Origin of the sequence: Bartonella sp. AA56HLJMS (assembly GCF_042197145.1) — a bacterium.
Classification (GTDB): Bacteria; Pseudomonadota; Alphaproteobacteria; order Rhizobiales; family Rhizobiaceae; genus Bartonella.
In genome coordinates this window covers 328,920-354,743 of the sequence record NZ_JBHIRL010000001.1, presented here as the reverse complement: position 1 = coordinate 354,743, position 25,824 = coordinate 328,920, and the positions used below count along the sequence as shown (strand labels likewise).

Sequence of the window (25,824 nt, the reverse complement as noted above, 5' to 3'; positions counted from 1 at the left end):
TACCCTGAATTGTGTAAGTTGGTGCTTTACCATTAGATACATCTGCACCACCACCAAAATATTGTGATGTATTTTGACTTACACTTGCAACGTCCCGATTAACCTGCTCCAACTGCGCAAAATTCACTGCATCATCAGGTTCTTCCCCAGCTGCCACTCCTGTAATCTGCTGATTGCCAGCATCAATACCATCCACAGTTATACGAGCGCCATCAGCAAACAGAATGCCATCATCACTTATAGAGCTTCTCCCAGCGGTAACTCGTTCCACTGTAATATTGTTAGCTAGATCAAATGTTACATTATTGTTTTCCTCACCTTTTGTAATCTTAAGGTTGTCACTTGCAGCCGACAAATCTACAGTATCTTGTACACCAACAGCTTTAGCATTTTTACCCCCAATAGATAGCTGCCAACCTTGGTCTACGTAAGTTTTTAACGCTTTTAGCTGTGCAACATTAACGGCATCGGTAGAATAACTACCAGCAGCCACTCCTTCAAGCTGGCGTGTTACCTTATTTTTATAATCACCAATAGTCGCTGCATGCGCAGTACTTTTCCATACCTCACTGTTTTTATTTTTTTCGCTTAGCTCGATAGGACTGTAACCGCTAGCGCCAGCAAGCGATGTAGTCGAAGAACCGTCCCCAAGAACAACATTGCCATACGCCCGCGTTTCAGCCGCACGCGTTTCAGCATTCTTATCTATAACAATAGCTCCATTACCATCAGCCCTCACTTTTGAAGAGTAACCATTCGCGAATGTATATTCCTCAATGCTATCTTGATTATCATATACGGAACCTATCGCAATACCGTCTAGCCCTGAAGCGCGAACCATAGAGTTTATAGTAAAACTTTTCTCTTTTGCCGTATATTTCTCTGGATCTAAAACAACAGCTTTTTTAGCCCTCTTATCCCTTTTTGAATCAGAAACGAGCGTGCCATTCGCTGTGAAGATGTTTTGCGCATCTTCCCATGCAAATTTTCCGTCGGCTGTTAAAACATTTATTACAGAATTATAACCATCCATACCACTGTTATAATCATCATACGCAGAAATAGTACTTTGCGGATAAACTACAGCGGCATTCTTCACATTTTCAAGAGATGCCTTTGTTAAATCGAGATTTGCTGAAAAAACAGGAGCAGCATTCGATAAAAACAAGGCAACCGCAGTTCCCAACGAAGCTACTTTAAACAATGATGATCGACGATGTGAGCGAGAAAAACTCAAATCACGCAGATTTTGTGTAGTATATAATTTTTTCATAATACCCCCTTCATAATAACAGATTAAAAACACAAAAAATGTATGCTCTAGAACTCTAAAACTTTCTTATTTCCTTTGCGTGTTCCTGCTTTTACAGCGTGTTTTAGGACATAAATAAAATTAAGACATAAACTGTTGTTTCTACAGTGTCTTTAGAGGGTAATTAGGGGTAGGTTCGTGAAAGTCAATTTGAGGAAGGTAAAAAAATACTTAATATTAGAATGGATTTCGTTTTTCTATCAAAGGTTGTGTGTCGTTTTTAGCTTTGATCTCTTTGAAAGAGGTATAATTTTTTGTGCCTATTGATCATCCGCTTAGGCATCAGTTTATTTTTCGTGAATAAGATTTTTTTATTTCATAAGAGGATTTATGAAAGCTTTTTACTAAAATGCCCCATCTATATCCTTACTAATAGTAATGTGTCTCGTTGCTGTATCCTGTTTTACAAAAATACTCACTGCTACTTGTTCTTTTATTCCCTTCAGTTGTGAAAAATTTACTGCATCAGTATTACTAGTTCCTTCTGCAATATTTGTTACTTTTTTACTTGCCGCATTAATACTACCGGTGGTTATTTGCAAACCATCAGTAATTACTAAGTCTGTTGCATCGACTGTTGTTTTCTCTCCTAATGTTATGCTTTTCAATGCTATATCATTAGCCAAACCAAATATGAGCTTATTTTCATCGTCCTTATCTCTTTTAACCCTGAAGTTACTTCCTCCCGATGAAAAATTCATTGTACTATCTAGCACCCATATCTTTAGCTGCCTCACCAGAAATAGACAGTTTCCACCCTTTTTTTCTTATGACTTCTTCTAAATCTTGCAACTGTCTCAGGTTCACTGCATCGGCAGATTTGCTATCAGCTGCTACGCCTATAATTTGTCGCGTTATGTTCTTACTAGGAACACCAATACTTACTGAAACTTTCGTACTTTTCCATTGAGATTAGGTGTTTTTAGCCAGTCCTTGCAGAACAGACGTATCCCCAAAAACGCCAGCAGTCCTACCAGACACAGAGCTGTTCCCGATAGCCCCCCATCAACCATCACTTTAGAATAGGAACCTAAAGCGATACTTCCAACCCCTTTTGCTTTTGAATAGAAGCCCATAGAAATAGCTTCTTGAGCAAATGCTTATGTACGGAGTGACCAAGAGCAATCGAACCATATTCTAAAGCTTTAGAAACAGCTCCTACTACTGTTGAATAATCACTCTTCGAAAGTTGTATAATCATTTTCCCCGTATTCGCTCTTCTTATTATATTCACTACCTATTGCGATACTGCTTTTCTCTAAAGCGTAAGCCATATTGCCTACAGAAACGCTCCATTATTTTTCCGTTTGCGCTCCACTACCCTAAAGCAATACTTGTGTTTGGAGTACGTTGCATATCTGTAGAGCGTTGCATTATAAAGCATACGTTTAAAACTATACGAAAATAAAAGCTAAAACTGTCTTCTTTTAATAAAGGGTATATTCGTATTTACATTTCTTGAAGCATTTTAATAAATCAAAATAATAGCAATCAATTTTTTAAATCTTTACCATTAAGGTCTTTTATTCTCAACAAAAGTTGTCATAGGCTTTTTATATTCGGATTTTATATAATTACGGGAGTTTTATACATTTAGAATAGCTTTAGAGAGTTCTGGAAGAAAGTAAAAAATTTGCCCTTTTCTTAAATAAGAAAAAGGCAAATCAATTTTATGGATTTAGTCGTTTATTAGTTGAGTATCACATTAACCCCTGTACTTATACCCCAGTGACCTCCAGAAGTGGTAATTGACAAGTTGGAACCAATATCACCGTTCTCTGAAGTATAACCTGCACCAAAAGCAAAAGCAGATTGACTACGCCATAAACCACTACCAAATGCGATTGTTAATTTTCCAGGAATATCACTATAGCGTAAACCAGCTACCGCTAAACCAACAGCTGCTGCTTGTCTTGCCTCTTTTCGAACATCCTCAACAGCATAACTTAATGTCGAAAACTTCATATCCGTATACGAATTAGCCTCACTAACTCCATCTTTTACAAGATGAGAAACTTGCTCATCCGTATACTTATTGGCATTTTCAAGCACAAAATCCATCTTATCTTTTAATTGACCGCCATTAACCGCTTCTTTCGAATCCTTTTCAATCTTTCCATCGGCTACATTGGCTATTAATACTGGAGAACTGTCATCTCCACCAACTAATGTAACTTTATTGGTCTTTTTGCCCGTTTTTTTATCTTTATCGTATTGTACAGATCCCTCCGTAACTTTATTTTCAATATCCTTGACCTGATCTGTAATCATTTGCTGAGTTTCCCAAAGCTGTCCTCCATTCACAGCTTCTTTTGAATCTCTGTCTACCTTGCCATCCTCTACATTGATAATCTTACTTGGACTCTTAACACCCTGAGCATCAACATGAGATGCATCATAGCTTCCTTTTTCTTCATTCCAATTCAGACTATTCGAAGAGGTACTCTTTTCAACTTCTTTTATACGATCGTTGATAGTGCTCATGCTGTCATTAACAACATCAAATGCTTCAGAGACATTATTACGCTCCTCTTTATCACCTTTCGTACCATCCTTATTAAAGACCTGAACGGTGAATTTTGGTCCTTGCCAGTTTCCTTCCTTATCATAACCAGCTCCTCCACCAAAATATGAGGCAAATGTCTGTTGAAGTGTATAAATCTGACCACCATTAATCGCATCAGTCGAATCTTCTGATATCTTTCCTTTCGCAAGGAACGTGATCTTGCTGTTTTCCTTTTTACCTTCTTTCTCATGCTGTGCTATAAACGCACCTGCATCATCACTCCACAACAACGCATTTTGCTCAATGTTGCCTGAAATCTCATTATGAAGATTCTTGAAAACCTTATTTACACCGGCAAACGCGGCTGCAATGCTATCATAATCCTTCTCTTCAAAACTTCCATCTTCTTGGAAAGTCATTATCTTGAAACCTGGAAGCGCCCAGCCATCACCATCATACTTAGCATCACCACCAAAATACTTTGCTAGCGACTGATTCAGATCATAAATCTGTCCGCCATTAACCGCATCACTCGAGCCTGATACTATAGAGCCAGCCGCAAGTGATGTGATCTTGCTTGCTTTTCTGTCTTCACCTTCCCCATGCAGAGCTACAAAAGCTTTGTCACCATCGCTCCAAGATAAAGAATCTTGTGCAATTCCCTCTGAGACCTCCTTAATGCGAGCGTTCACATTCTTGATATTGTCATCAAGCCCTTTAAAGGCAGAACCAACATCGGTATGCGGTTTATCTGTTACTTCGCCACCTTTATCAATACTGGATAAATTATAAGTTGGCCCTTTAAAAGCACCATCCTTAAATTCAGCATCTCCACCCAACAATTTTGCTATATCCATTGAAAGGATGTGAACCTGCCCTCCATTGATAACATCCGTTGAGTTTTCCGCAATCGATCCGGCGGCTACATTATGGAGCGCAACAGGTGTAGCATCCTTCCCTTTCCCAAAAGTTACATTTGTATAATCAGTTTGATTATCTGTTGTTTTATCGTAAAGAACAACAGAAGAACTATCCGACAGAAGGGTATCAGAAAGATCCTTCAAACCTTTATCAAATTGTTCTTTGTTCACGGCTTCATTGTTTTTTTCTGCCGCCTTTACACCAGAAAGAGTTCGATCCTTACCACCCTTGTTTGCGATATTGATTTCACTACCTTCTACTCCTTTACCAATGTTGATAACATCTTCATTTTTCGTAACAAGCAAATTGCTGATTACATCGCTGATCGCAGTTTGAACCTTTGTGAAAAGTTTACCCACACCTGAAAATGCATCTGATACATTCTTATAGCTTGATTCAGCTTCAGTGCCATCATCATTGATAATTTTGAGCTTAAAATCAGGAACTTTCAATTCCCCATCCTTATATTCAGCGTCATCAGAAAAATATTTTGCAACCTTATCGCCCAGTGAATAAAGTTGAGAACCATTTACGGCATCCATCGATTCTTTCGTAATATCTCCTACAGCAAGCGATGTGATTTTACTTGCCTTTCTGTCATCACCTTCCCCATGCTGGGCAACAAAAGCTTTGTCAGCATCGCTCCAAGATAAAGAATCTTGTGCAACTCCTTCTGAGACTTCCTTAATGCGAGCATTCACATTCTTGATATTGTCATCAAGTCCTTTAAAGGCAGAACCAACATCGGTATGCGGCTTATCTGTTACAACACCTTTTTCATCAATATTCGATAATTTATACTCTGGTACTTTAAAGTTTTTGCCATCAAAGGATACATCTCCACCTAAAATTTTTGATAAATCCTCAGTGATTGCATGAAGCTGATCGCCATTAATCGCATCACTCGAAGCTGATATTATAGAACCAGCGGCAAGTGATGTGATCTTGCTGTTTTCCTTTTCTCCATCTTTTTCCCCATGCTTGGCTACAAAGGATTGTTCTTTACCATCCCACAACAGAGCATCGCCTTGGACAGATTCTTTGATATTCGTGACTTTGTCATTAAAATCATTAACGATGTTCTGCACATTCTTATTCACACTCTGGAAATTCTTATCAATTCCGTCAAAGGCTTCCGCTACATTATTGTAGGTTTTTTCTTCAACTTCAATTTCATTGCTCTCTAAGTTGAAAACTTTGAGTTTGAAGGTTGGTTTGTTCAATACGCCATTCTCATACGTAGCATCGCCGCCAAAATATTCTGCAACTTTGTTGCCCAGTGCATAAAGCTGGGAACCTGTTATAGTTTCGTGCGAATCTTTCTCTACCTTACCATCAGCGACATTAACAATCTTGCTCGCATCCTTCTCACCATGAGCAGCATTGTAGGCACCATCATCACCTACACTGCCATCCCAATTTAAACTATTCGAAGAGATGTCCTTTTCAAACTCCTTAATACGAGCGTTCACATTCTTGATATTATCATCAAGTCCTTTAAAGGCAGAACCAACATCGGTATGCGGTTTATCTGTTACAACACCTTTTTCATCAATATTCGATAATTTATACTCTGGTACTTTAAAGTTTGTTCCATCAAAGGATACATCTCCACCTAAAATTTTTGATAAATCTCCAGTGATTGTATGAAGCTGGCCACCATTAACGGCATCTGTCGAATTTGTGCTAAGATCTCCACCCGCAAGACCTGTTATTTTTTTACCTGCAGCATCAATACCATCCGCTATTACTTTGGGACCATTTTCAATGGTTAATCCCGTTTTATCTAAAGTGACGTCTTTTAATTTTACACTATTCAATGTGACATCTTGTGCCAAATCAAATGTTATTTTTTTGTCTTTATTGTCTGTTGTATCACTATTTTTAATCTCAAAGTTTTTGCTTCCAGAAACCAAATTTAATATATCACCCGGCTGAAAGTTTGAAACAGCCTTATCATTAAGAGAAAGTGTCCACCCTTGTGCTACAAATTCTCTTAATTTTTTCAGCTGTGCAATGTTGACGGCATCAGTGTCTGCATAACCCGCTGCTACACCTGTAAGCTGTCGTGTTATCTTATTCGGAGTATCACCAACACTAAAAGCTCCTTGAGTGCTCTTCCATATCACACCATCATCCGTTGACTGGCTCCCTATGGAAGGATCATAGCCAACTGCGGACACTGAGTTACGAGAAACAGATTTATAACCCACAGCAACACCACCCTCAGGAAGTACTTGTACATTTGAACCTAATGCCATACTATTTTTAGCTGTTGCAGCTGAAAGTCCACCTAATGCAATACTATTTTCACCAGATGCATTTGCAAAACCACCTAATGCAATACTATTTTCACCAGATACATTTGCAGAACCACCTAATGCAATACCATTGTTGGCAGTTGCACTTGAAAGCTTACCTATAGCAATACTTTCTTGACCACCTTTTCCCTCACTGGCAGCAATTGTAATGCTCTCCGTTTCGGCATGCCATTTAAAGACACTATCATCGGTAGCTTTTTTAATCTCATTGTGAAGATTTACATAAGACTTACCCACACCTTCAAAGGCTTTGGCTACATTTGGAAAACTTTCTTCTTCAATCTCATTCGTCTCAGGATTTAAAGTTTTAATTTTGAACTCTGGATTATCCCATTGACCATTCGTAAATTTAACACCACCGCCTAAATATCCAGCTATATGGGTAGCTACAACATTCAACTGACTACCATTTACCACCTCTTGTGAATCTGCACTAAGATCACCAGATGTAACACCCGTTACCTTTTTATTTCCAGCATCAATACCACCGGTGGTTATTTTCGGACCATCAGTAATTACTAAGCCCGTGGCATCGAAGGTATTTGTACCTGTCTTTACGCTCTCCAGTGCAATGTCTTGCGCCAGATCAAATTTTACTTTATTGTCATCTTCGCCCTTTGTAATATTTAGGTTGCTACTTCCAGCAGAAAAATCTACCGCGCTATCCATAAGAACAGTTGTAGCATTTTTATCTCCAACAGAGAATTTCCAACCGTTTTGTCTTACAACTTGTTCTAAGTCCTGCAACTGTCTAAGGTTCACTGCATCGGTAACATTAGAACCAGCTGCTACGCCTGTAATTTGTCTGGTTATACCCTTACTATAATCACCAACACTAACTGAGCCCCGCGTACTTTTCCATTGTGTCTCGATGTTTGTTGCAGGACCCTGCAACAAAGGAGTGTAGCCAAACTCACCAGCAGCCCTATCAGCTACAGAATCGCTTCCTAGAGCAACACCTTTCGCAACCGTCACATTAGAGCTAGCGCCTATAGCAATTCCCTGCGGCGCCTGCTCCTGTGCATATGCATTGTACCCCATAGCAATCGCTTCATTTGCATAACTATGTGCTTTACTACCGAAGGCTATTGAAAAATCACCTAATGAAGCTGTTCTCTCTTTTTCATCATAACTATCGGTTAGAGAAGAACCGATTGCAATGCTATTTTTAGTATTTCTACTACTACCGGCTAAAGCAGTTAAGCCGATTGCAATCCCTTGGTCAGCCTTCGTCTGCGCTACCTGCCCGTAAACAATAGCATCATGAGCTTCTCCCTGAGCTCGTTCACCATGGACAAGAGGATTACCCAAATTCTCATCCCTAGTTATCTGATCTCCCTTTACAACTCTTGGAGTTAAAGCTGCTCTTGTGATTTTTTTACTTCCAACATTCATATCAATTGAACGTATCGAATCGCTGGTTTCTGCCAAAACATTCACTATAGGACTATAATCGCTTACACCAGTAAGAGTTTTTGTTAAAAAATTTGCATAGTCATCAGCAACACTTACCTTGGATGTCAAAGCAACATTCAGCGCTGTTAAATAATTTTCCTGTGATGAACTAGAAGAATCCAAATCATTCGAAAAAACAGGGGAAATACTGGCTAAAAGTGCCGCTATCGAAGTCAAGGATAGGACTTTAATAAAAGGAAAACGAGAAAATTTTAAATCGCTCCCTGCTAATTTTGTATATAATTTTTTCATAATGAACTCCCCAATGAAAGAAATAACTATAAACACAAAAAAGACACATTTAAACGCTATGAAGTTCCCTAAAATTGGTTTTTCTAAACGTATTCAAAAATTTAGTACCTGACTGAAAAGATAGAGAAGTTGTGTTTTTAGGTTTTATGGTTAATGTGTTTTGCTCTTTTACATTTCCTAAGAAAGTAAAATTTTTTTTGTGGTGATTGGTTTTTTTTAACCTTTAAACTTATTGGTTGTTTTTTGCAAGGGGTAGAGTTAATTTAGCGTATTGTTTTATAGCTTCTTCCAGTAAAGTTGAAATACATTTGAATGGAGATTTTTGTCTTAGTAGAAAGGTTTTTAATAGATTTGTAGAGAGCAAAAGGTTTTTTTATCTGTAGAGTGCTACAGATTTTTCAGATTTAAAAATTAAAGAAGAAAATAATAAACTTATAATTTATGAAAAAACTCATTATCTTATTTTGAAATAAGAAGTTCATTTTGTTGAAAGCGTCCGGTTTTTCTGTTTTTTAAACCTGTATTTATCGTTAGCGCTTATCAATTTATATATATATATTTACATACCTAACAACAATTCACCCCTGCCTCATGAGACAGGGGTGAGAAGGAGTTTTTATGTATTTTGTTTATTATCAATTCAATGTCATATTGAATCCCGCACCTACACCCCAGTGACCTCCAGAAGTTGTTGCGGATATGTTAGAGCGGTATTTTCCATTTTCTGAGGTGTAACCTGCACCAAAGGCAAATGCAGACTGACTACGCCATAAACCAGTACCAAATCCAACGCTTAATTTTCCAGGTGTATCATTGTAGCGTAAGTTAGACACCGCAAGACCAATAGCCGCTGCTTGTCTTGCCTCTTTTTTCACACTCTCAATACTATAGTTTAAGACATCAAACTTCATATCTGTATATTGCTTAGCCCGATCAACAGCATCATCAATCGCATCAATCACAATATTATTAACCCGTTGATCTGTATACTGCTTGGATTCATCAAGAATAATCTTCATCTGTTCTTTAGTATAATCATGAAGTTGACCACCATTTACAGCCTCTTTCGAGCCTTTTTCAATTTTACCATCAGCTACATTATCAATCAGAACAGGTTCACTGGCATCCCCCCCCGCTAATGTGATTTTATTGGTTTTTTTGCCGTTTTCATCTCTATCATAACGAACAGCATCCTCTTCAATGCCGTCAACTCTATTATTGATGTTATCAACTTTGGCATCAATATTGATAACTGTATCACCAATATCAGCAATCGTATTGGAAATGGTATCAACTCTGTTGGTAAGATGCTTCACATCTTTTTCGACACCAGTAACACGTTCATTGGTTTCCCAAAGTTGCCCACCATTGACGGCATCTTTCGAGCCTTTTTCAACTTTACCATCAGCTACATTGATAATTTTATTCGGCTTTCCATCGCGACCAGCATCATAGGCCTTTTCTTTATCATTCCACTTTAAAGCATCTGAATCGACCTTGTTGATGACATCATCAATACGGTTATTAATATTTGACATATTTTTATTGACGTCACCAAAAGCATCAGCAACATTATGGTGCTCTGTCTCAACAGTCGTACCATCAGTATTGACTTGAACAATCTTAAAAGTAGGATCTGTCCATTTGCCATTCTCATATTTGGCACCGCCACCGAAATAATTCGCAAGTTGGTTATTCGTGGAATAAAGTTGGTTACCTGTAATGGCATCTGTTGAACCTTGAGCAATCTCACCATCTAAAAGATACTTCAATTTGCTGTTTGTTTTCTTACCATCTTTTTCATGACGTGCAACGAATGCTTCTTCCTCATCATCCCACAGTAAAGCATCTTTAGAGAAATCTTCAATTTTCTGGTTAAACTCATTGGATACATTCGTTAAGCGTTGATTCACATCTTGAACATTTTTATCAAGACCTGTTAAAGCATCACCAACATTGTAAAAATTAGCCTTCCCTACTTCACCACCTACAATAGCGGATAAAGTATATTTCAGCCCTTCAAAAGCACCGTTAATGAACTTTGCACCACCACCAAAAAACTTTGCAATATCTGCTGATATTTTATTAATCTGACTACCATTGATTGCATCGTTGGAATTTTCAGAAATGCTACCATCTTTTACGTTATGAAGAGCAACTGGTCCGTTGTTCTTATCGCCGCCCAAAGTTACACTACCATAATTAACACTATTATCGTCATTCTTATCATAGAGAACCGCAGCAGCAGTTACTGTCTCAATATCTTTAGTAATATCCTTTATGCTTTTATCAAGTTGGTCTTTGTTAACAGCTTCATCACCCTTCTCTGCTGCCTTAACACCAGAAATAGAACGCGCTACACCAGCATATCCCGCAATATTGATCTCAGTACCAGCGGTATCCTTACCAATAGTGATAGGAGCAGAAACTCCGTCTTGCTTAACAAGACTATTTTTTACCACTTCGGAAATCTTATTATCAATATTTGTGATAGAAGTATTAACACCTGTAAACGCTTCCGTAACATTATGATAGGTCTCCCCCTGAATAAGGAAAGCTGGTTCTATACCGTTCAATACATCTGTACTACCACCAAAATATTTCGATGTATTTTGAGCGACTGTTTTGAGATCATTGTTAACAGTTGTAACCTTCTTATTCGTAGCAAAAAGCTGTGAACCATTTACCGCTTCCGTTGATGTTTGAGAAAGTTCTCCATCTTTTACACCGGAAAGTGTTCTTTCTTGCTTATCTTTATTTACAAGGCTGATTTCAGTACCACCGGTTGCTTTACCCACAGTAATAAGACTATCTTCTCCCTCCTGCTTTACAAGGCTATTTTCTGTTACATTATTAATCTGATTATAAATATCTGTGATAGAATCATCGACACCCTCAAAAGCATCAGCGACATTATGATGCTTTTTCTCAACAATAGTGCCATCCTCATTACGCTGAGAAACTTTGAAAGTAGGAGCATACCATTCTCCATTTTCATCATATCCAGCACCACCACCAAAATAAGAAGCAACGTCCTTCATTGAAAGGACTAAATGATGATTAACATGTCTGATATTTGTATCAAGCCCTGACAAAGCCAATCCAACATCATTATATTCCCGCTGTTTTACCTGACCATTTTCATCAATAGTAGTTAAATTATATCTCGGTTTTCTAAAGACTCCATTCTCGAATGAGGTCCCACCACCAAAAAATTCAGCAACGTTTTGGGATATTTTATTAATCTGGCTACCATTAATTGCATCATGCGATTGATCGGAAATCTCTCCATCTTTGACGTTATGAAGAGCAACTTGCCCGTTAACCTTATTACCTCCTAAAGTTACACTCTCATAATTGACAGTGCTATCATCATTTTTATCGTAAAGAACCGCAGAGGCACTTATATTCTCAATATTGTTGTTAATCTTTCCTATACTTTCATCGAGTTGTTTTTTATTAACTGCTTCATCATCATTCTCTGCAGCTTTCACGCCCGCGATAGTCCGAGCTCCTCCACTGCCTGTAATATCAATTTTCGTTCCACCTTTTTCCTTACCAATGGTGATATCCCCTTCATTTTCCTCTTGCTTGACAAGGCTATTTTTTGTCGCATTGGAAATCTGATTAGAAATCTCCGTGATAGAATTATTGACAGAACTAAAAGCAGAACTAACATCATTATGTGTAGTGCCCTGAATCGTATAGGTTGGCGCTTTACCGTTAGCTATATCTGTATCACCACCAAAATACTTCGATATATTTGTACTTATACCGTCAAAGCCATTACCCAACTTACTAATCTTTTGGTTAGTTTCATAGAGCTGCGAACCATTTACTGCATCCGTTGAATCTTCAGAAATGTCTCCATTCAAAAGAGAGGTAAGCTTGCTGTTTGTCTTCTGTCCTTCTCCGTGGAGAGCAACAAATGCCTGCTCATCATTACTCCACAACAAAGCGTCCCCTTTGACTTCTTGTGTAATATTCGTGATTTTTTCATTGACATCTTTTACTACATTCGTCAGATGCGTATTCACACTCTTCACATTTGCATCAAGACCACTCAAAGCTGAGCCAACGTCATGATAATTGGCTTTTGCCACCTGACCATCTTCAACAATAACAGATAAACTATAGTTTGGTCCTTTAAAGGCACCATTTTCAAACGAGGCACCACCACCAAAATAATTTGCTATATCTCCAGATATTTTATTAATTTGGTTCCCATTGATTGCATCATGCGAATCTTCAGCAATTTTCCCATCTTTAACATTATGAAGAGCAACGGGGCCTTGGTTATCTACCCCACCTAAAGTTACGCTACCATAATTAACGGTACCGTTTTCTTTATCGTAGAGAACTGCAGCAGCACTTGTAAGATTAATATCATTAGAAATCTTCTCTATACTTTTATCAAGCTGGGCTTTGTTAACAGCTTCATCATTTCGCTCTGCAGCTTTTACACCAGAAATTGTACGAGCATCACCAGATTTGTTTGCAACATTGATTTTAGTCCCACCTGTTGCTTTACCAACAGTGATAGTACCTTCATTTTCCTCCTGCTTAACAAGGCTATTTTTTGTCGCATTCGTAATCTGATTTTGTATATTCGTGATAGAATTATCAACAGTACTAAAAGCAGATTCAAAATCATTATGTGGCTTACCCTGAATAGTGTAAGTGGGAGCCTTACCGTTAGATACGTCTGCACCACCACCAAAATACTTTGATATATTTTTAGCAATTGTTGCCAGATTATTTGTAACAGTGTTAACATTCTGATTAGTCGCAAAGAGCTGCGAACCATTCACTGCATCGGTTGAATTTTCAGTAATATCTCCATTGGAAAGAAATTTAATTTTGCTATTGGTTTTTCCGTCTCCATGCTGTGCTACAAATGCCTGCTCATCATTACTCCACAATAGAGAATCTTTAGAAACGCCCTCAATTTTCTGAGTAAACTCATTAGCTACATGTGTTAAGCGGCTATTCACATTGTTGACATTGTCATCAAGTCCTGTCAACGCTGAGCCAACATCAGTATGTACCTTCTGTCCTACAGTACCATCTGCAGAAACAGTAGATAAATTATATCTTGGTCCTAAAAAAGAACCATCTTGAAATACAGTACCCCCGCCAAAAAACTTTGCAATATCTCCGGATATTGTATTAATTTGGTTCCCATTGATAGCATCATGCGAATCTTTAGCAATTTTGCCATCTTTAACATTGTGCAGAGCTACCTGCCCACCAGTCTTACCGCCACCTAAAGTCACACTGTTATAATTAACACTGCTATCACCATTCTTATCGTAGAGAACTGCAAAAGCACCACCCTCCTTAATATTGTTAATAGTATCAGTAATAGTTGCAATTTCACCATCGAGTTGTTTTTTATTAACGGCTTCATTGTCTCTCTCTGCGGCCTTTACACCAGAAATACTACGGTCTCCCCCACTGCCTGCAACATCAATTTTCGTACCATCTTTTTCCTTACCAATGGTGATAAGTTTCTGTTCTTCATCCCATTTAACAAGACCATTTCCTGCTATTTGATTTTTTACTTCATTCAGCTGTGCAACATTAACCGCATCAGTCTCTGCACTCCCCGCTGCCACTCCATAAACTTGTTTATTACCAGCAAAAATACCGCTACCAGTCATACGCGGACCACCAGTAATCACGAAACCAAGGTCGCTTAATTGGGTTTTTCCTGCTTGTACACGTCCAACTGTAATGAAGTCATTCAAATCAAATTCTACTGTTTTATCATCTTTTCTTACAATTTTAATGTTCTTGTTTTCATAATTCTCAAGTTCAGCTCCAGCAAAATTGACTGTTTCACCAGGCAGAATATCCACAGCAGCTTCACCATTAACAGATAACTTCCATCCCCCTGCTTTTGATACCAATTGTCTTACCTCGCTCAACTGCGCATAATTGACTGCATCGGTATCGCTTTTCCCTGCTGCTACGTCTGTAATCTTTTTATTTCCAGCAGAAATACCATCCAAAATCATTCTTGGCCCATTCTCAATAATAAAGCCTTCACTATTCATAATGCTGTTGCCTGTCGTGACACTCGTAAGCTTAAGAGTATCATTCAAAGAAAATGTGACTTTATTATTATCTTTTTCAATCTTGATATTTTTGCTTCCGTCCCCGCTCACTGCCGCAACAATATCTACTGTACTTCCTGCCCCAACATCTGTAGCATTGTTACCATCAACAGAAAGTTTCCAGCTTCCTCCCGCCTTTGATATCAATTCTTTTACATCGTTCAGCTGTGCAACATTAACCGCATCAGTCTCTGCACTCCCCGCTGCCACTCCATAAACTTGTTTATTACCAGCAAAAATACCGCTACCAGTCATACGCGGACCACCAGTAATCACGAAACCAAGGTCGCTTAATTGGGTTTTTCCTGCTTGTACACGTCCAACTGTAATGAAGTCATTCAAATCAAATTCTACTGTTTTATCATCTTTTCTTACAATTTTAATGTTCTTGTTTTCATAATTCTCAAGTTCAGCTCCAGCAAAATTGACTGTTTCACCAGGCAGAATATCCACAGCAGCTTCACCGTTAACAGATAACTTCCATCCCCCTGCTCCTTCTACGACAGCTCTCATAGCTTTCAACTGTGCCACATTGACGGCATCAGTATCTGCAGTACCAGCCGCCAACCCAGTAATCTGGCGTGTTATACTACCGTCAGCTTTTCCAACACTGATTGCACTTTTTGTACTTTTCCATGCACCATTGTTTTGTTGTGAATTTTTGTTACTTACAGGATCATAACCAGCAACATTATTAACAACACTGGCAACGGAAGCTCCACCCAAAGCAACTCCGTCTCCAGCAATCACCTGTGCATTTGGACCAATTGCAATCGAATACTTTGTTTGAGCTTGAGCAGCATAACCTATCGCAATCGTATCTTGATCCTTCGCTTCTGCGTTATTCCCCATAGCAATGCCGTGGATACCGGTTGCAAGTCCACCAATAGCAACTGCTAATTCTCCTGATGCACTTGCCTTATAGCCTAGAGCCAAACTACTTTTACCAGTCGCTTTTGTACTTGAACCAACTGAAACCGCATTTTGCGCGCCGGCTTTAGCGGCATAACCTATCGCAATCGCATCTTGACCACCTGTAGCCGCGCTGCTACCAAACGCAATACTATCAATGCCATCTGCCTTTGAAAGCCCACCTATAGCGATAGACGATCTTTTTACCGTTTCCGATCCAATCCCTATGGCAACACTTGCCGCTCCATTCGCAAGAGCAGAAACACCAAAAGCTTGTGCTCCTCCACTCTTTGCAGTTGCACCCGCACCAAATGCTGTTGAATAATTCCCTGTTGCAGCAGATCCACAACCGGTTGCAAAAGAATACACACCATAAGCCTCAGGCATAGCACTCGTGCTACCACCTGTAAGCTTCCCCATATAACCAGTGCTGCTGTTGCTCGTATTACTATCACCACTCCAAGTGACCTTATCAGTGGTCACGCCATAAGGATAACGACCAGAAAAATTTGTATTTTTGGTAAATCTATCATATTGCTGCTCTGCGGTTATTTGATTAGTACTAGCAATTGACTCCTGTTGCTTGCCACCACGACCAATGACATTATCCACACCACAGTAATTATCATCACCCGCAAAAACAATACTGCCATGGCTACCATGGTCATAAGACACACCAGAACCACTCGTGCTCATAGTTTTGTCACCCGTTATCGCGAGATTCGAAGCAACAACAGGAGAAACACTCGATAAGAGTGTGGCCATTGCCGCGCTGAGAGAAAAAGCTTTAATTAAATTTGGTGGGGAATATTTTTTTTTCATAAGAATCTCCTCCTACAGAGTTCAACATCATCACAACGCGTGAAAACACACATGGCAAACCCCTTAGTTTGCGCACTTCAAAAACCAATAAATCAAGAAAAACCCCTCCCATCGACACCGCTATTTATTACGGCATCGACCTAAAATCTCTGCAACAACATCGAATCTAGAAAAGTCCCCAGCCCTTTTAGCTAGAGGGATTCAAGCTAAAAAATAAATAAAAACACAAGACTTTGAAAATATACCGTAATCTCCATTCAAAAACACTGCGATTTATCTCTTAACAAAAATAGTTTCACTAAAGAGCAATTCTACTTTTCAAATAAAGCGCATCAGAAGAATGGCAAGAGCGTAAAAATAATTTTTTATAAATTTGTAAAAATACTTCTCAATAAATTAGCTGTTCTTATAAGCACAAATTTATGATTTTTTTAACTTATCGCACAATGTAATAGATAATGATTATCATCATAATCTCACTTTTTGTTGCGAGGTAAACTGTTTCAATATACTATACATCTCTTTGAAAGAAATCTGTTTTAAATATAATGATGCACGCTCTGTAAAAAGTTTTAACGTACTCATCTTATCATCTTCATAAAAAGACAAAAGCGCATCTATAAATAGTCTTTCGTTCTTCTCTCTTATATATCTGTTACCCTTCTATAGGAACAAAACATCGTCATTGTATTTTCACTATTGTATAAATTTTTTAATATCACAAACCGAAAAGAAGCTGTTTTCTAAACTCTTTCCTCTCACAGAACCCACTGTATTTTCACTGTTGTCCGTATCTTTTCTTCAACCAACAAATATTTCAGGAATGATGCTATACTCGCTTCCTTTTGAAGAAATTTTGTTTGTATTGCTACCTGTCGTTCTTTTTATGAACCGTTTTATTTTTAATCAGAACAGTCTATTGATTTATAATGATAGTTTCTCGTTTTTCAGGTTGAATAAGAGACTCGAAGATCGTGAGATCTTCATATTCCAAACTTGGTTATACAGCAGAAAACCAAAAAAGTTTTATTTTTTAAAAGGCTGTTCATTCGTATCTTATGAAATTTCTAGATGTGCTTTTCAGTTTCGATTTTACGCTTTAAATGTAATTTTAAAAGTGGCAAAGTGGCTTCGACTTCTTCTATATCATTGAGGTTTTGAATAAGCTCTTGCAATCTTCCATAAAGCTCTGCTGCTAATTCCGCAACATCTTCAGGAGAAAGTGTTATTTTTGCATCATGATAGGTCGTATAAGCTAAATGTCCAAGCTTTTTCATCAGCCCAACAGGTATCGCTTGCGGTTTAAAACCAGCTGCTTTTGCCTTTGCCATATCTGAAAACATCTCGCCATTTCCCGTTACTAGCCAATCTAATGAAACACCACAAATTTCTTGATATTTGGAGAGCGCAGAGGCTGTAGGCTCACTTATACCAGTTTCATAAGTTCCTATAGAGCCAGCAGTGATACCAAGATGTTCAGCAAACTGCTTACGCTCTGTAAAACCAAGAGCGTGACGCACTTCACGAAAACGTTTTGCCAACTCAGTTTTAGGTTTTGCTTCCGGACGAGCCAAAAAAACACTCCAAAATCAATATAGTTGCTGACTAAATAATTATATTGATTTATATCTATTATTACTGCCCCTTAAGAAGAGCAGTTATCACATACATAACCCCACAAAAACGGATGTTACAGCATCCATTCAAGCAGGAGCGAAAATTATGACAATTACAAAAAATGCAATCGCCGTGGTATTTTTCTGAGCTGCGCCCTGTAATATAACCTCGAAAAAACTCAAGCCTATCAGAGGTTATTTTCCAGAGTCAAAAACATTTGGACACAGGCCAATGAAAAAACTAAATGCGCCACTGCCAACTCTATCAGTTTGCATGCCAAGCCAATTCTTGCCAACTGCTTTCTCAAAAGTTGCAGTCATATTCTTTCAAAAGCAAAAAGCCTAATACGATTCTCTTCATTTCATGCTGTGCAATATACCACTGAAATCTTATTACAAAAATATGCAAATGCATTTCCCATAGGTTTTTATAAAGTAAAAAGTTTATCAATGTCTAAAAATCAATATAAAATAGGCAAAATAATTGGTATTCTACAAAAAACGAGATTATCACTCGTTATTAAAAAGTTAGACGTTTACAAACCCTGTTTGCTTATTTTATATATTAATGGCACTGATTTAGCTGTAACTGGCAATAGAGATTTCAGGGTGTTTGGTTTATCGTCAGAATACTCTTCCTCTACGCATATTAAAAGCCTTTTGGCAATGTATTTTAAATGCTATAAATTCTATAGTAAACACATTGCCATCCATATTTACAATTGGGCGCTTCAAAATCTTGGAGTAATAAAATCTTTAATAGGCTTTGATTTAAAAGCGCGTATTTTGCAGAAAATTGACAAAACCATGAGGTTCGTATACATGGCAATTCTAAGTGATGATAGTGGAGTGATACTTAAAAAAGCTGCATGGAAACCCGCAACGTTGAGGAATTAAGCATGACCTCTTTATGCGATAAAGAATTATCTGATACACTGGTTGGTCTTTATGACGACTATCAACGCGGTTTCGACATTGGAGAAGAGCTTAAATTGTGCGTGGATTTGGCGTTATCTCTTGAATTGGAACTCAGTATTCACCGTTTAAGTGAAACAGATGCTGTTTTAAAAAAAGAGATTGTGCAAACCTTGCATCGTCGTAGAAATACTCATTCCAATGAAGATGAAATTGATACAATTTTTCATATGGATTTTGAAAAACAAAAATAATACAATACTCTCCCCATGTAATACGATATTCCCTCATCGCTTTACTTTCTACTACGCTTAAACAAAAAACTTTCAAGAAGATTTAAAGTGTTACGTTTTCGTCTTCTTAACAACAGTGAGATGAATTAAAGAAACGCATCAATTCTTTTAGATCATTATCAAAAAATAGAGAGTATTCTCTAGCATACATCAATTTATGCTTTGTTCATTAAGCACCAACTTTTACATTTTCTCAACTCTCCTTTAAAAGCAAAATATGAAATGTGCTGCAGCGTAAATGTTTAAAAATAGCGTATATTGACCACTCTTAAACGTAATTTATTGTTTTTCATGTTTATAAAACAGCACTATGAGTATTCCAACAAACGCAACAATGCTTTGAAAAAAATATATCGATTGAGGTGATATGTTACTGTTATCGCTTGCCATGATGAGATAGACTCCGAGGATCAAGCATCCAGAGATACCATTAAAACTTGCCTGCAATCTTCCTTGGTATTCAGGATCACAAGAGAGTTGTGATAAAGAAATCGAAAGAGCCCAACTCGAAAGTCCAAATCCAATCATAAAGTAAACAGGAAAAACAACAAAATTGTGTGTATTAACAGATAAAATAGCGAGGCCAATAGCCATAAAAGCTAATAAAATGGCTAATGTTTTCCTGATAGATAAAACTTTACAAAGAAGTGGTGAAAAAAACGCACCTGTCAATACGCCCATAGAATAAAGCACCTCAAATATTGCAAAGGTCCTGTTATCCGCATGTAAAACCTCTTGTATATAAGGAACGAGAATAACAGGAATGGTCATCAAAAGAGTCATAATAATCATCTGGCTTATATAAGGTACAAAAAGAGCCGGATTCTGTTTAAAATAATGAAGAGATGCTGTATAATTTTCCCACCAATTTTGCTGGTTTTGTTTTTTAGATCTTCGGTTTTTAGGTACCTTCATTGCAAAATTAAATAAACCAGCAATGATAAAGAATATACCACCTATTAGAAGAGTTCCTTTTGTTCCTGCATAGGACAGTATAAATCCACTTAAGCCCATACCTACGATAGTGCCAAGTTCATAAACCATATCGATGGTTGCATTTGCATTGATGAGCTGTTCCTTCAGCACAATACTTTGAATTAAAGAAATAGCTGATGGCATATAAAAAGGAATAAAAATACCCAAAAGAGCAGATAAGACCATCAATTCAATTTCTATACCAAAATGCCAAAGCATTACCCAGCCCACGATTACCAAACCTCTCACAAGATTTGAAATAATAATCTGCGTTTTACGGTTATATTTATCTGCCAATATGCCAAAAATAGGCGCAAAAATAATGCCAGGCGTCCAAAGAAAAAGCATCATCAACGCTACACCACGGATTGAGCCCGTCTGATTGTAAGCGATCCATGACAATGTAATATAATTTAGTCCACTTCCAAATGTAGCAAATAAGCCGCTCAAAGTAAAATAGAGAAAAGTTCTATTTTCAAATAAAGCAATGCGTTCCTTCAAATTTGAAGTGAACATAAATTATCCTCTAAAATGAATACCAGTCGATATGCATGATACATCCTGTTTAAAAACAGGCATTCTTACAATTTTTATTTTAGATCATTAAATTTAAGAAAGCAAAATTTCTTTTTTGAGGCTTTTACAATCTTTGTGCTGTTTTATGATTAATTCTTCTATGAAAACGGAACATTTATGGACAAAAACAAAATTAATATTTTATGTGCGTTTTATTCAGAAGCTACACCTTTATACATCTGTGAAACAATTTTACGGTATGGAAGCTTCACTCACATTATTGTCCTTATTATTCTGTGCACTAAAATATGCTCGAGTATATTCCTCCATGTCGTTCTTCTATCACCACACTTCGTCTCTAAAAGAATAAACATACTATTATCCTCACAATAAATATTGCTAACTTTTCTACTCCCCTTCTCTAAATCTTTTAAAACAAGCCCATTACAGTTAGTTTTCTAATTAAAATATATAACGTGATATTTTTCCTGAGCAGTTAAATTATTGCAATCACATCTCTAAAGTTTCAGATTTAGAGTAAGAATACATAAAGGAGGATTTATCGTGGATAAATTGATTAATAAATGATTTTATTCATAATCAAAAAAACTTATCTATATGATGTCGTATTTGATGATGAATTAAAGAAACAGGAGTAGTTCCATTAATTGTTATAAACCGCTCATCTATTTCCGATAAAACTTTGTATACTTTGTAAATTTTTTCAATAAAAGAGAGTTTTTCTTCGTATTTTAAGTTTAAACCATCCCTTTTCTGCAACCGTTCCAGTATAGTAATGGGCGGTAAATGAAGATAAAATGTAATATGAGGTCTTGGAATAGATTGATTTAATTTAACGACACTTTCAACAGAAAGCTCTTGAGCATAAAAATAAGCAAGACTAGAATAAACATATCGATCGCTAATTAATAAATTTTGCGATGACGTTAAGGAAGGTTCAATAATTTCAAGCGTATATTTGCGTCTATCTGTCGCTGATAAGAGTGCTAAAAGCAACGGATCAATTGCTTTTCCATTATCTAAGTAATCTCTAATTTCTGGATTATTTCTATACCAATAACTGGGTTGAAAAGTTTGTATTATATGTTTTTCTGTTGAGTAATGGCGAGCAATTTCTTTTGTTTGTGTTGTCTTACCACTCCCATCAAACCCGCATAAGACAATAAAAGAACCAGAAAATTTCTTTGAAGACCACATGGAATTATAAACTTTTTTATCAAGATCATTTTGTCTATATACTTTCCATAAGTTAAATTGTTTTATGTCTGAAATCTCTTAATGTTTAATAAGGTGTTTTTTACTCGTCTCTAAACAGAAAAACACAATACTCCCGCATTTTGTATAACTTATTAACTTTATGATAAATGGCGGTATATAGACTTAGTTTTAAGATAATGTTATATTTTAGACAACTTAAAATGAGATTAAGTATTTGTAAAAAATATATTTTTTTGATCACACTCCATAACCTGCCATTTTTTAACGAATTCTAGTAGAGTTTCTGAGGATTACTCCTATAGCGTCGTGTAAATGTATAGAAATGAGTTCGATCTCAGTATATTATTGTCCTAAGAGCTGGTACTGGATTGCTCTACATAGAAATCTAATGAAATCAGCTCTATCTTTTCTCAAACCACTGCCCTCGCTATAAGCATTTGATATCCGATCCCGTCAAAAAGCAGCAGAGCAATTCTTGGAAAACATCACTGAGATATTGAAATATGCCTAGCAAAAGCGTTTGAATCAAATGTTTCACTATATTTTTCGGTATATTCATAAACTGAAACTAAGAATATTATAATAAGCCCTCAAACAACGACGATGCCCAAATCAGCCGTAATAAAGCCTCCTAAAACTGAACCAATAATACCTTCTCTCTATAAAAAGACTACTATGTAAAGGCCTTAATACAATACCTTAGCGCTAATACCATAAATGTTTCTGATAGATAACGAAGTTTATTGTCACAATAACAATCTAACAACGGTCAATAGAAAAACCTCAACCTTGAGTATAAATGGAGGCAATCTTGAGAGTGCAAACACAGCCTTCCCAAGAACATAGCTATACTGGTCATTTAGCGAAGAAACTCCTCATTGGAAAAGCACCTCACAAGAGATACAGTAAAAATACCAACCGCCTCCGCTCTCAGTTTCTCCAAAATTAGCTATCGCTATGAGAAACGTTATCGTTCAAATCTGTATCATGCTTCTATCGAAAAAACTTGACATGCCTAACAACATATATATTAGCTTTTTGTAAAAATGTATAATGTATAGCATGTGTATTTAACATGGGGGGTAATGTGCACAAACAACTGATGTTTCGGTTTTATGGGCTTGTTGTCCTGCTGTATCTTTCTGATATGGTTTTATTTTTAAGTAATCTTTGGAATGCTTATCGCATAACATCCTCATCGGTTTTCTTGGGCGTAACCATGGCTTTGGGCACCCTTATGCCCTATCTTTTGAAAAAAAGCGGTCTTGTGTGCATTAAAGCCTCACTGCGGTTGGTCGATTTATACAAAAGGCGGATCATTATCTATAGCCTTCTTTTATTGATTGCACTTTTCCATTACGCTGATTCCCCCTTTGGTTTTATTGCTGTCTCTATCTCTATCGGCTATCTCTCTTTGATTACCTTAAGCACTCTCGAGACTTATAATACTAAACTAGCACTTAGTGGTTATATTAGCGCCCAAAAGGCTTCCCGCATTATGCAAACAGTGGTGCAAATTGGCGCATTTTTGGGAGCAGCACTAAGTGGTTATCTCTTAGAAGCGACCAGCCCTCGAGGGGCAGCGGCTGAAATTGGTTATAATGGTTTGATTGTGACACTTTGTATGTTTGACATCATTATAAGCCTTATAGCCGGATATATTATCTTTTGCGATGAATACAACGCTACAGATACCACAGCACTTGCAACTGGTAAGAAGCCAGCACCTACACCGCAAGTGGATGAGCTCTCCCATGAGCTTAAACTTTTATGCGTCTGCATAGGACTTATTGGCTTTCATATTTGCGCTTATAATACGCTAGCAACTATTCTTTTTCAGAGTGTGAAAAATTTTGGCTCTGAATATTATGGGCTTTGCAGTGCGGTTGCGGGCGTGGGCGCTTTTTTGGCTGCTTTTATCAAAATCCCTCGTTTTGAATTTATTCTCCCAGCCCTTATGTTGAGCGTAGCTGATCTTATTTTTAGCACCACACAATCGCCCTATTTGGCTGTGGTCTTTTGCTTTTTTATTGGCTTTTCAATGAATACCATGCGAATTAATGCCCGCAAACATACGATTGAAGCGACCAAAACAGAGGCTCAAGCAGAGCTGGTGGGAAGCTATAGCGGCATGCTTTATACTCTCTCCCAATCGGCAGGTTATGTCATTCTTGGTCTTCTTACAAGCTCTGCCCTTATGGGTCCTCAAGCAGCTGTTTATCTTCTGCCCCTTATAGGGTTGATAATCTTTATTTATGTTCTTTTCCTTTTATCGCAGCGGAACAAAGTATGAGAAAACCTATTCTTATTGTCGACCCTTTCTCCACGGGTGCCCTCTATGGCCCTGCTTTGCAAAAATTAGGCTATGCTTGTTATGGTGTTGTCTCTCAACAAGCTCCTTTTTCACACTATATGCTTTCTTATCAGGGAAAGGGCATGGCAGAAGCGAAGCTTCATAGTGTAGATGAGATAAAGAAACGCTTTCCTATCGACACGATAGAGGCTGTAATAGCGGGTGCCGAAGGGGGTATTTATTGTGCAGATCAATTGGCGGCTTATTATAATTGCCCTGGGAATAACCCCTTGACTACCGATTGGCGACGGAAAAAAGCAGCGATGCAAAAACGCCTTTGTGAAAATGGTTTATCTTACATCCGATCAAAGATTCTTACAAAAAACGATTGTACTTTCGATGGTTTTGAAAGCCACAGCGGCTATGTGGTAAAGCCAAATGATTCTGCAGGGAGTGATGGTGTTTTATTTTTCTCTAATCTTGAGGAAGTAGTAACGTGGACCTCTGAAATCGACTGGAAGAAAAAAAATATTTTTGACGCACCTAACGAGGCTTATTTGCTCCAAGAAAGATTGGAGGGAGAGGAATACATCGTCGATGCCGTTGTAAAGGGAGAGGCTATAAAAATATGTAGTTTGTCACGATATAAAAAAGGTATTCATAATGGAAGTACTTTTGTTTATGAAACGCTTGATGTGCTTGATGCTCAAGATCCCTCTTATGCCCCTCTTATCTCTTATGCAAAACAATGCATTCGCGTGCTGGGAATTGAATATGGACCTGCGCATATGGAAATCATGCAAACAGCTCGTGGTCCAGTGATGATTGAAGTAGGAGCCCGCCTCCACGGAGGAATTGCACCCACCTTGTTCGCACATTGCTATGAAAATGATTTACTTGAAAGCTCCGTTAACCTTATTGCAGGCGTGTTTTCGCAAACACCAAGTCGCTTTAAGAAAAAAGGGCGTATTATCTTCCTTATCAACGAGATCGACGGTCATATTATAAAAGATGTTAATGTATGGCGGCAAAAGCTTCATTCTTGGGAAAATGTGGTTCATTTTATGCTCTTTTTTAAAGAAAATGAGCCCCTCCCCCTAACCATCGATTTAAATACCTGCCCAGCTATTATAGCAATTTGGGGACACAGTGATGATGAATTATCAGCTTTGGAGAGGATCATTCGTAGCAATTTCTTATAAAATACAGCAATTGGGAGGAAAACATGGATTCAGAAGCGCAGTCAATTGAAAATATAGACAAATATTAAAAATGGAAGCAAGTCATTTTTAAAGAATTCAATGCAACCATGAATAACACAATTAGGCCTTTTCTGCCTATTCGGTGTAAATGGATA

The 25,824-nt window shown here is 37.6% G+C and carries 11 protein-coding genes and 1 pseudogene; 4 read left to right on the top strand and 8 right to left on the bottom strand.

The window, feature by feature from the left end:
- From ACFINI_RS01390 to ACFINI_RS01365, 6 genes and pseudogenes are all read right to left on the bottom strand, one after another.
- Positions 1 to 1,273: pseudogene (locus ACFINI_RS01390) on the bottom strand (hypothetical protein); the annotation flags it as partial.
- Positions 1,274 to 1,656: 383 nt separating this feature from the next.
- Complete coding sequence (locus ACFINI_RS01385) at positions 1,657 to 2,013, bottom strand: hypothetical protein (protein ID WP_375629302.1); 357 nt, start codon at positions 2,011 to 2,013, stop codon at positions 1,657 to 1,659.
- A 329-nt stretch (positions 2,014 to 2,342) separates the two neighbouring features.
- Complete coding sequence (locus ACFINI_RS01380; protein ID WP_375629299.1) at positions 2,343 to 2,513, bottom strand: hypothetical protein; 171 nt, start codon at positions 2,511 to 2,513, stop codon at positions 2,343 to 2,345.
- 488 nt (positions 2,514 to 3,001) lie between these two features.
- Complete coding sequence (locus ACFINI_RS01375; protein WP_375645447.1) at positions 3,002 to 8,767, bottom strand: YadA-like family protein; 5,766 nt, start codon at positions 8,765 to 8,767, stop codon at positions 3,002 to 3,004.
- Positions 8,768 to 9,402: 635 nt separating this feature from the next.
- Entirely contained in the window at positions 9,403 to 16,620 is a 7,218-nt protein-coding gene (locus tag ACFINI_RS01370; protein ID WP_375645446.1) for a Vomp family autotransporter, read from the bottom strand.
- A 1,067-nt stretch (positions 16,621 to 17,687) separates the two neighbouring features.
- Positions 17,688 to 18,194 carry a helix-turn-helix domain-containing protein gene (locus ACFINI_RS01365; protein WP_375639995.1) on the bottom strand — a complete coding sequence of 169 codons (507 nt, stop codon included), beginning with the start codon at positions 18,192 to 18,194 and terminating at the stop codon, positions 17,688 to 17,690.
- 492 nt (positions 18,195 to 18,686) lie between these two features.
- Here ACFINI_RS01365 and ACFINI_RS01360 point away from each other — a divergent pair, with 492 nt between their 5' ends.
- Both ACFINI_RS01360 and ACFINI_RS01355 read left to right on the top strand, forming a co-directional pair.
- Complete coding sequence (locus ACFINI_RS01360; protein ID WP_375611456.1) at positions 18,687 to 19,133, top strand: hypothetical protein; 447 nt, start codon at positions 18,687 to 18,689, stop codon at positions 19,131 to 19,133.
- Between the two features lie 2 nt (positions 19,134 to 19,135).
- Complete coding sequence (locus ACFINI_RS01355; RefSeq protein WP_012754562.1) at positions 19,136 to 19,405, top strand: hypothetical protein; 270 nt, start codon at positions 19,136 to 19,138, stop codon at positions 19,403 to 19,405.
- A 318-nt stretch (positions 19,406 to 19,723) separates the two neighbouring features.
- Here ACFINI_RS01355 and ACFINI_RS01350 read toward each other — a convergent pair whose 3' ends face one another.
- Together ACFINI_RS01350 and tmk are read right to left on the bottom strand one after the other, a co-directional pair.
- Positions 19,724 to 20,935, bottom strand: coding sequence for an MFS transporter (locus ACFINI_RS01350; protein WP_375638174.1), 1,212 nt, complete (start codon positions 20,933 to 20,935; stop codon positions 19,724 to 19,726).
- Between the two features lie 600 nt (positions 20,936 to 21,535).
- On the bottom strand, positions 21,536 to 22,153 hold the full coding sequence (gene tmk, locus ACFINI_RS01345; RefSeq protein ID WP_375645445.1) for a dTMP kinase: 618 nt from the start codon (positions 22,151 to 22,153) through the stop codon (positions 21,536 to 21,538).
- A gap of 1,096 nt (positions 22,154 to 23,249) precedes the next feature.
- Between tmk and ACFINI_RS01340 the strand changes: the two genes are divergently transcribed.
- Together ACFINI_RS01340 and ACFINI_RS01335 are read left to right on the top strand one after the other, a co-directional pair.
- Positions 23,250 to 24,467 (top strand): hypothetical protein, encoded by a 1,218-nt coding sequence (locus ACFINI_RS01340; protein ID WP_375645444.1) that lies wholly within the window; start codon positions 23,250 to 23,252, stop codon positions 24,465 to 24,467.
- A complete protein-coding gene (locus ACFINI_RS01335) occupies positions 24,464 to 25,669 on the top strand; it encodes an ATP-grasp domain-containing protein (RefSeq protein WP_375645443.1) in 1,206 nt (401 codons plus the stop codon). The genes ACFINI_RS01340 and ACFINI_RS01335 overlap by 4 nt, the downstream gene beginning before the upstream one ends.
- Positions 25,670 to 25,824: the final 155 nt, after the last annotated feature.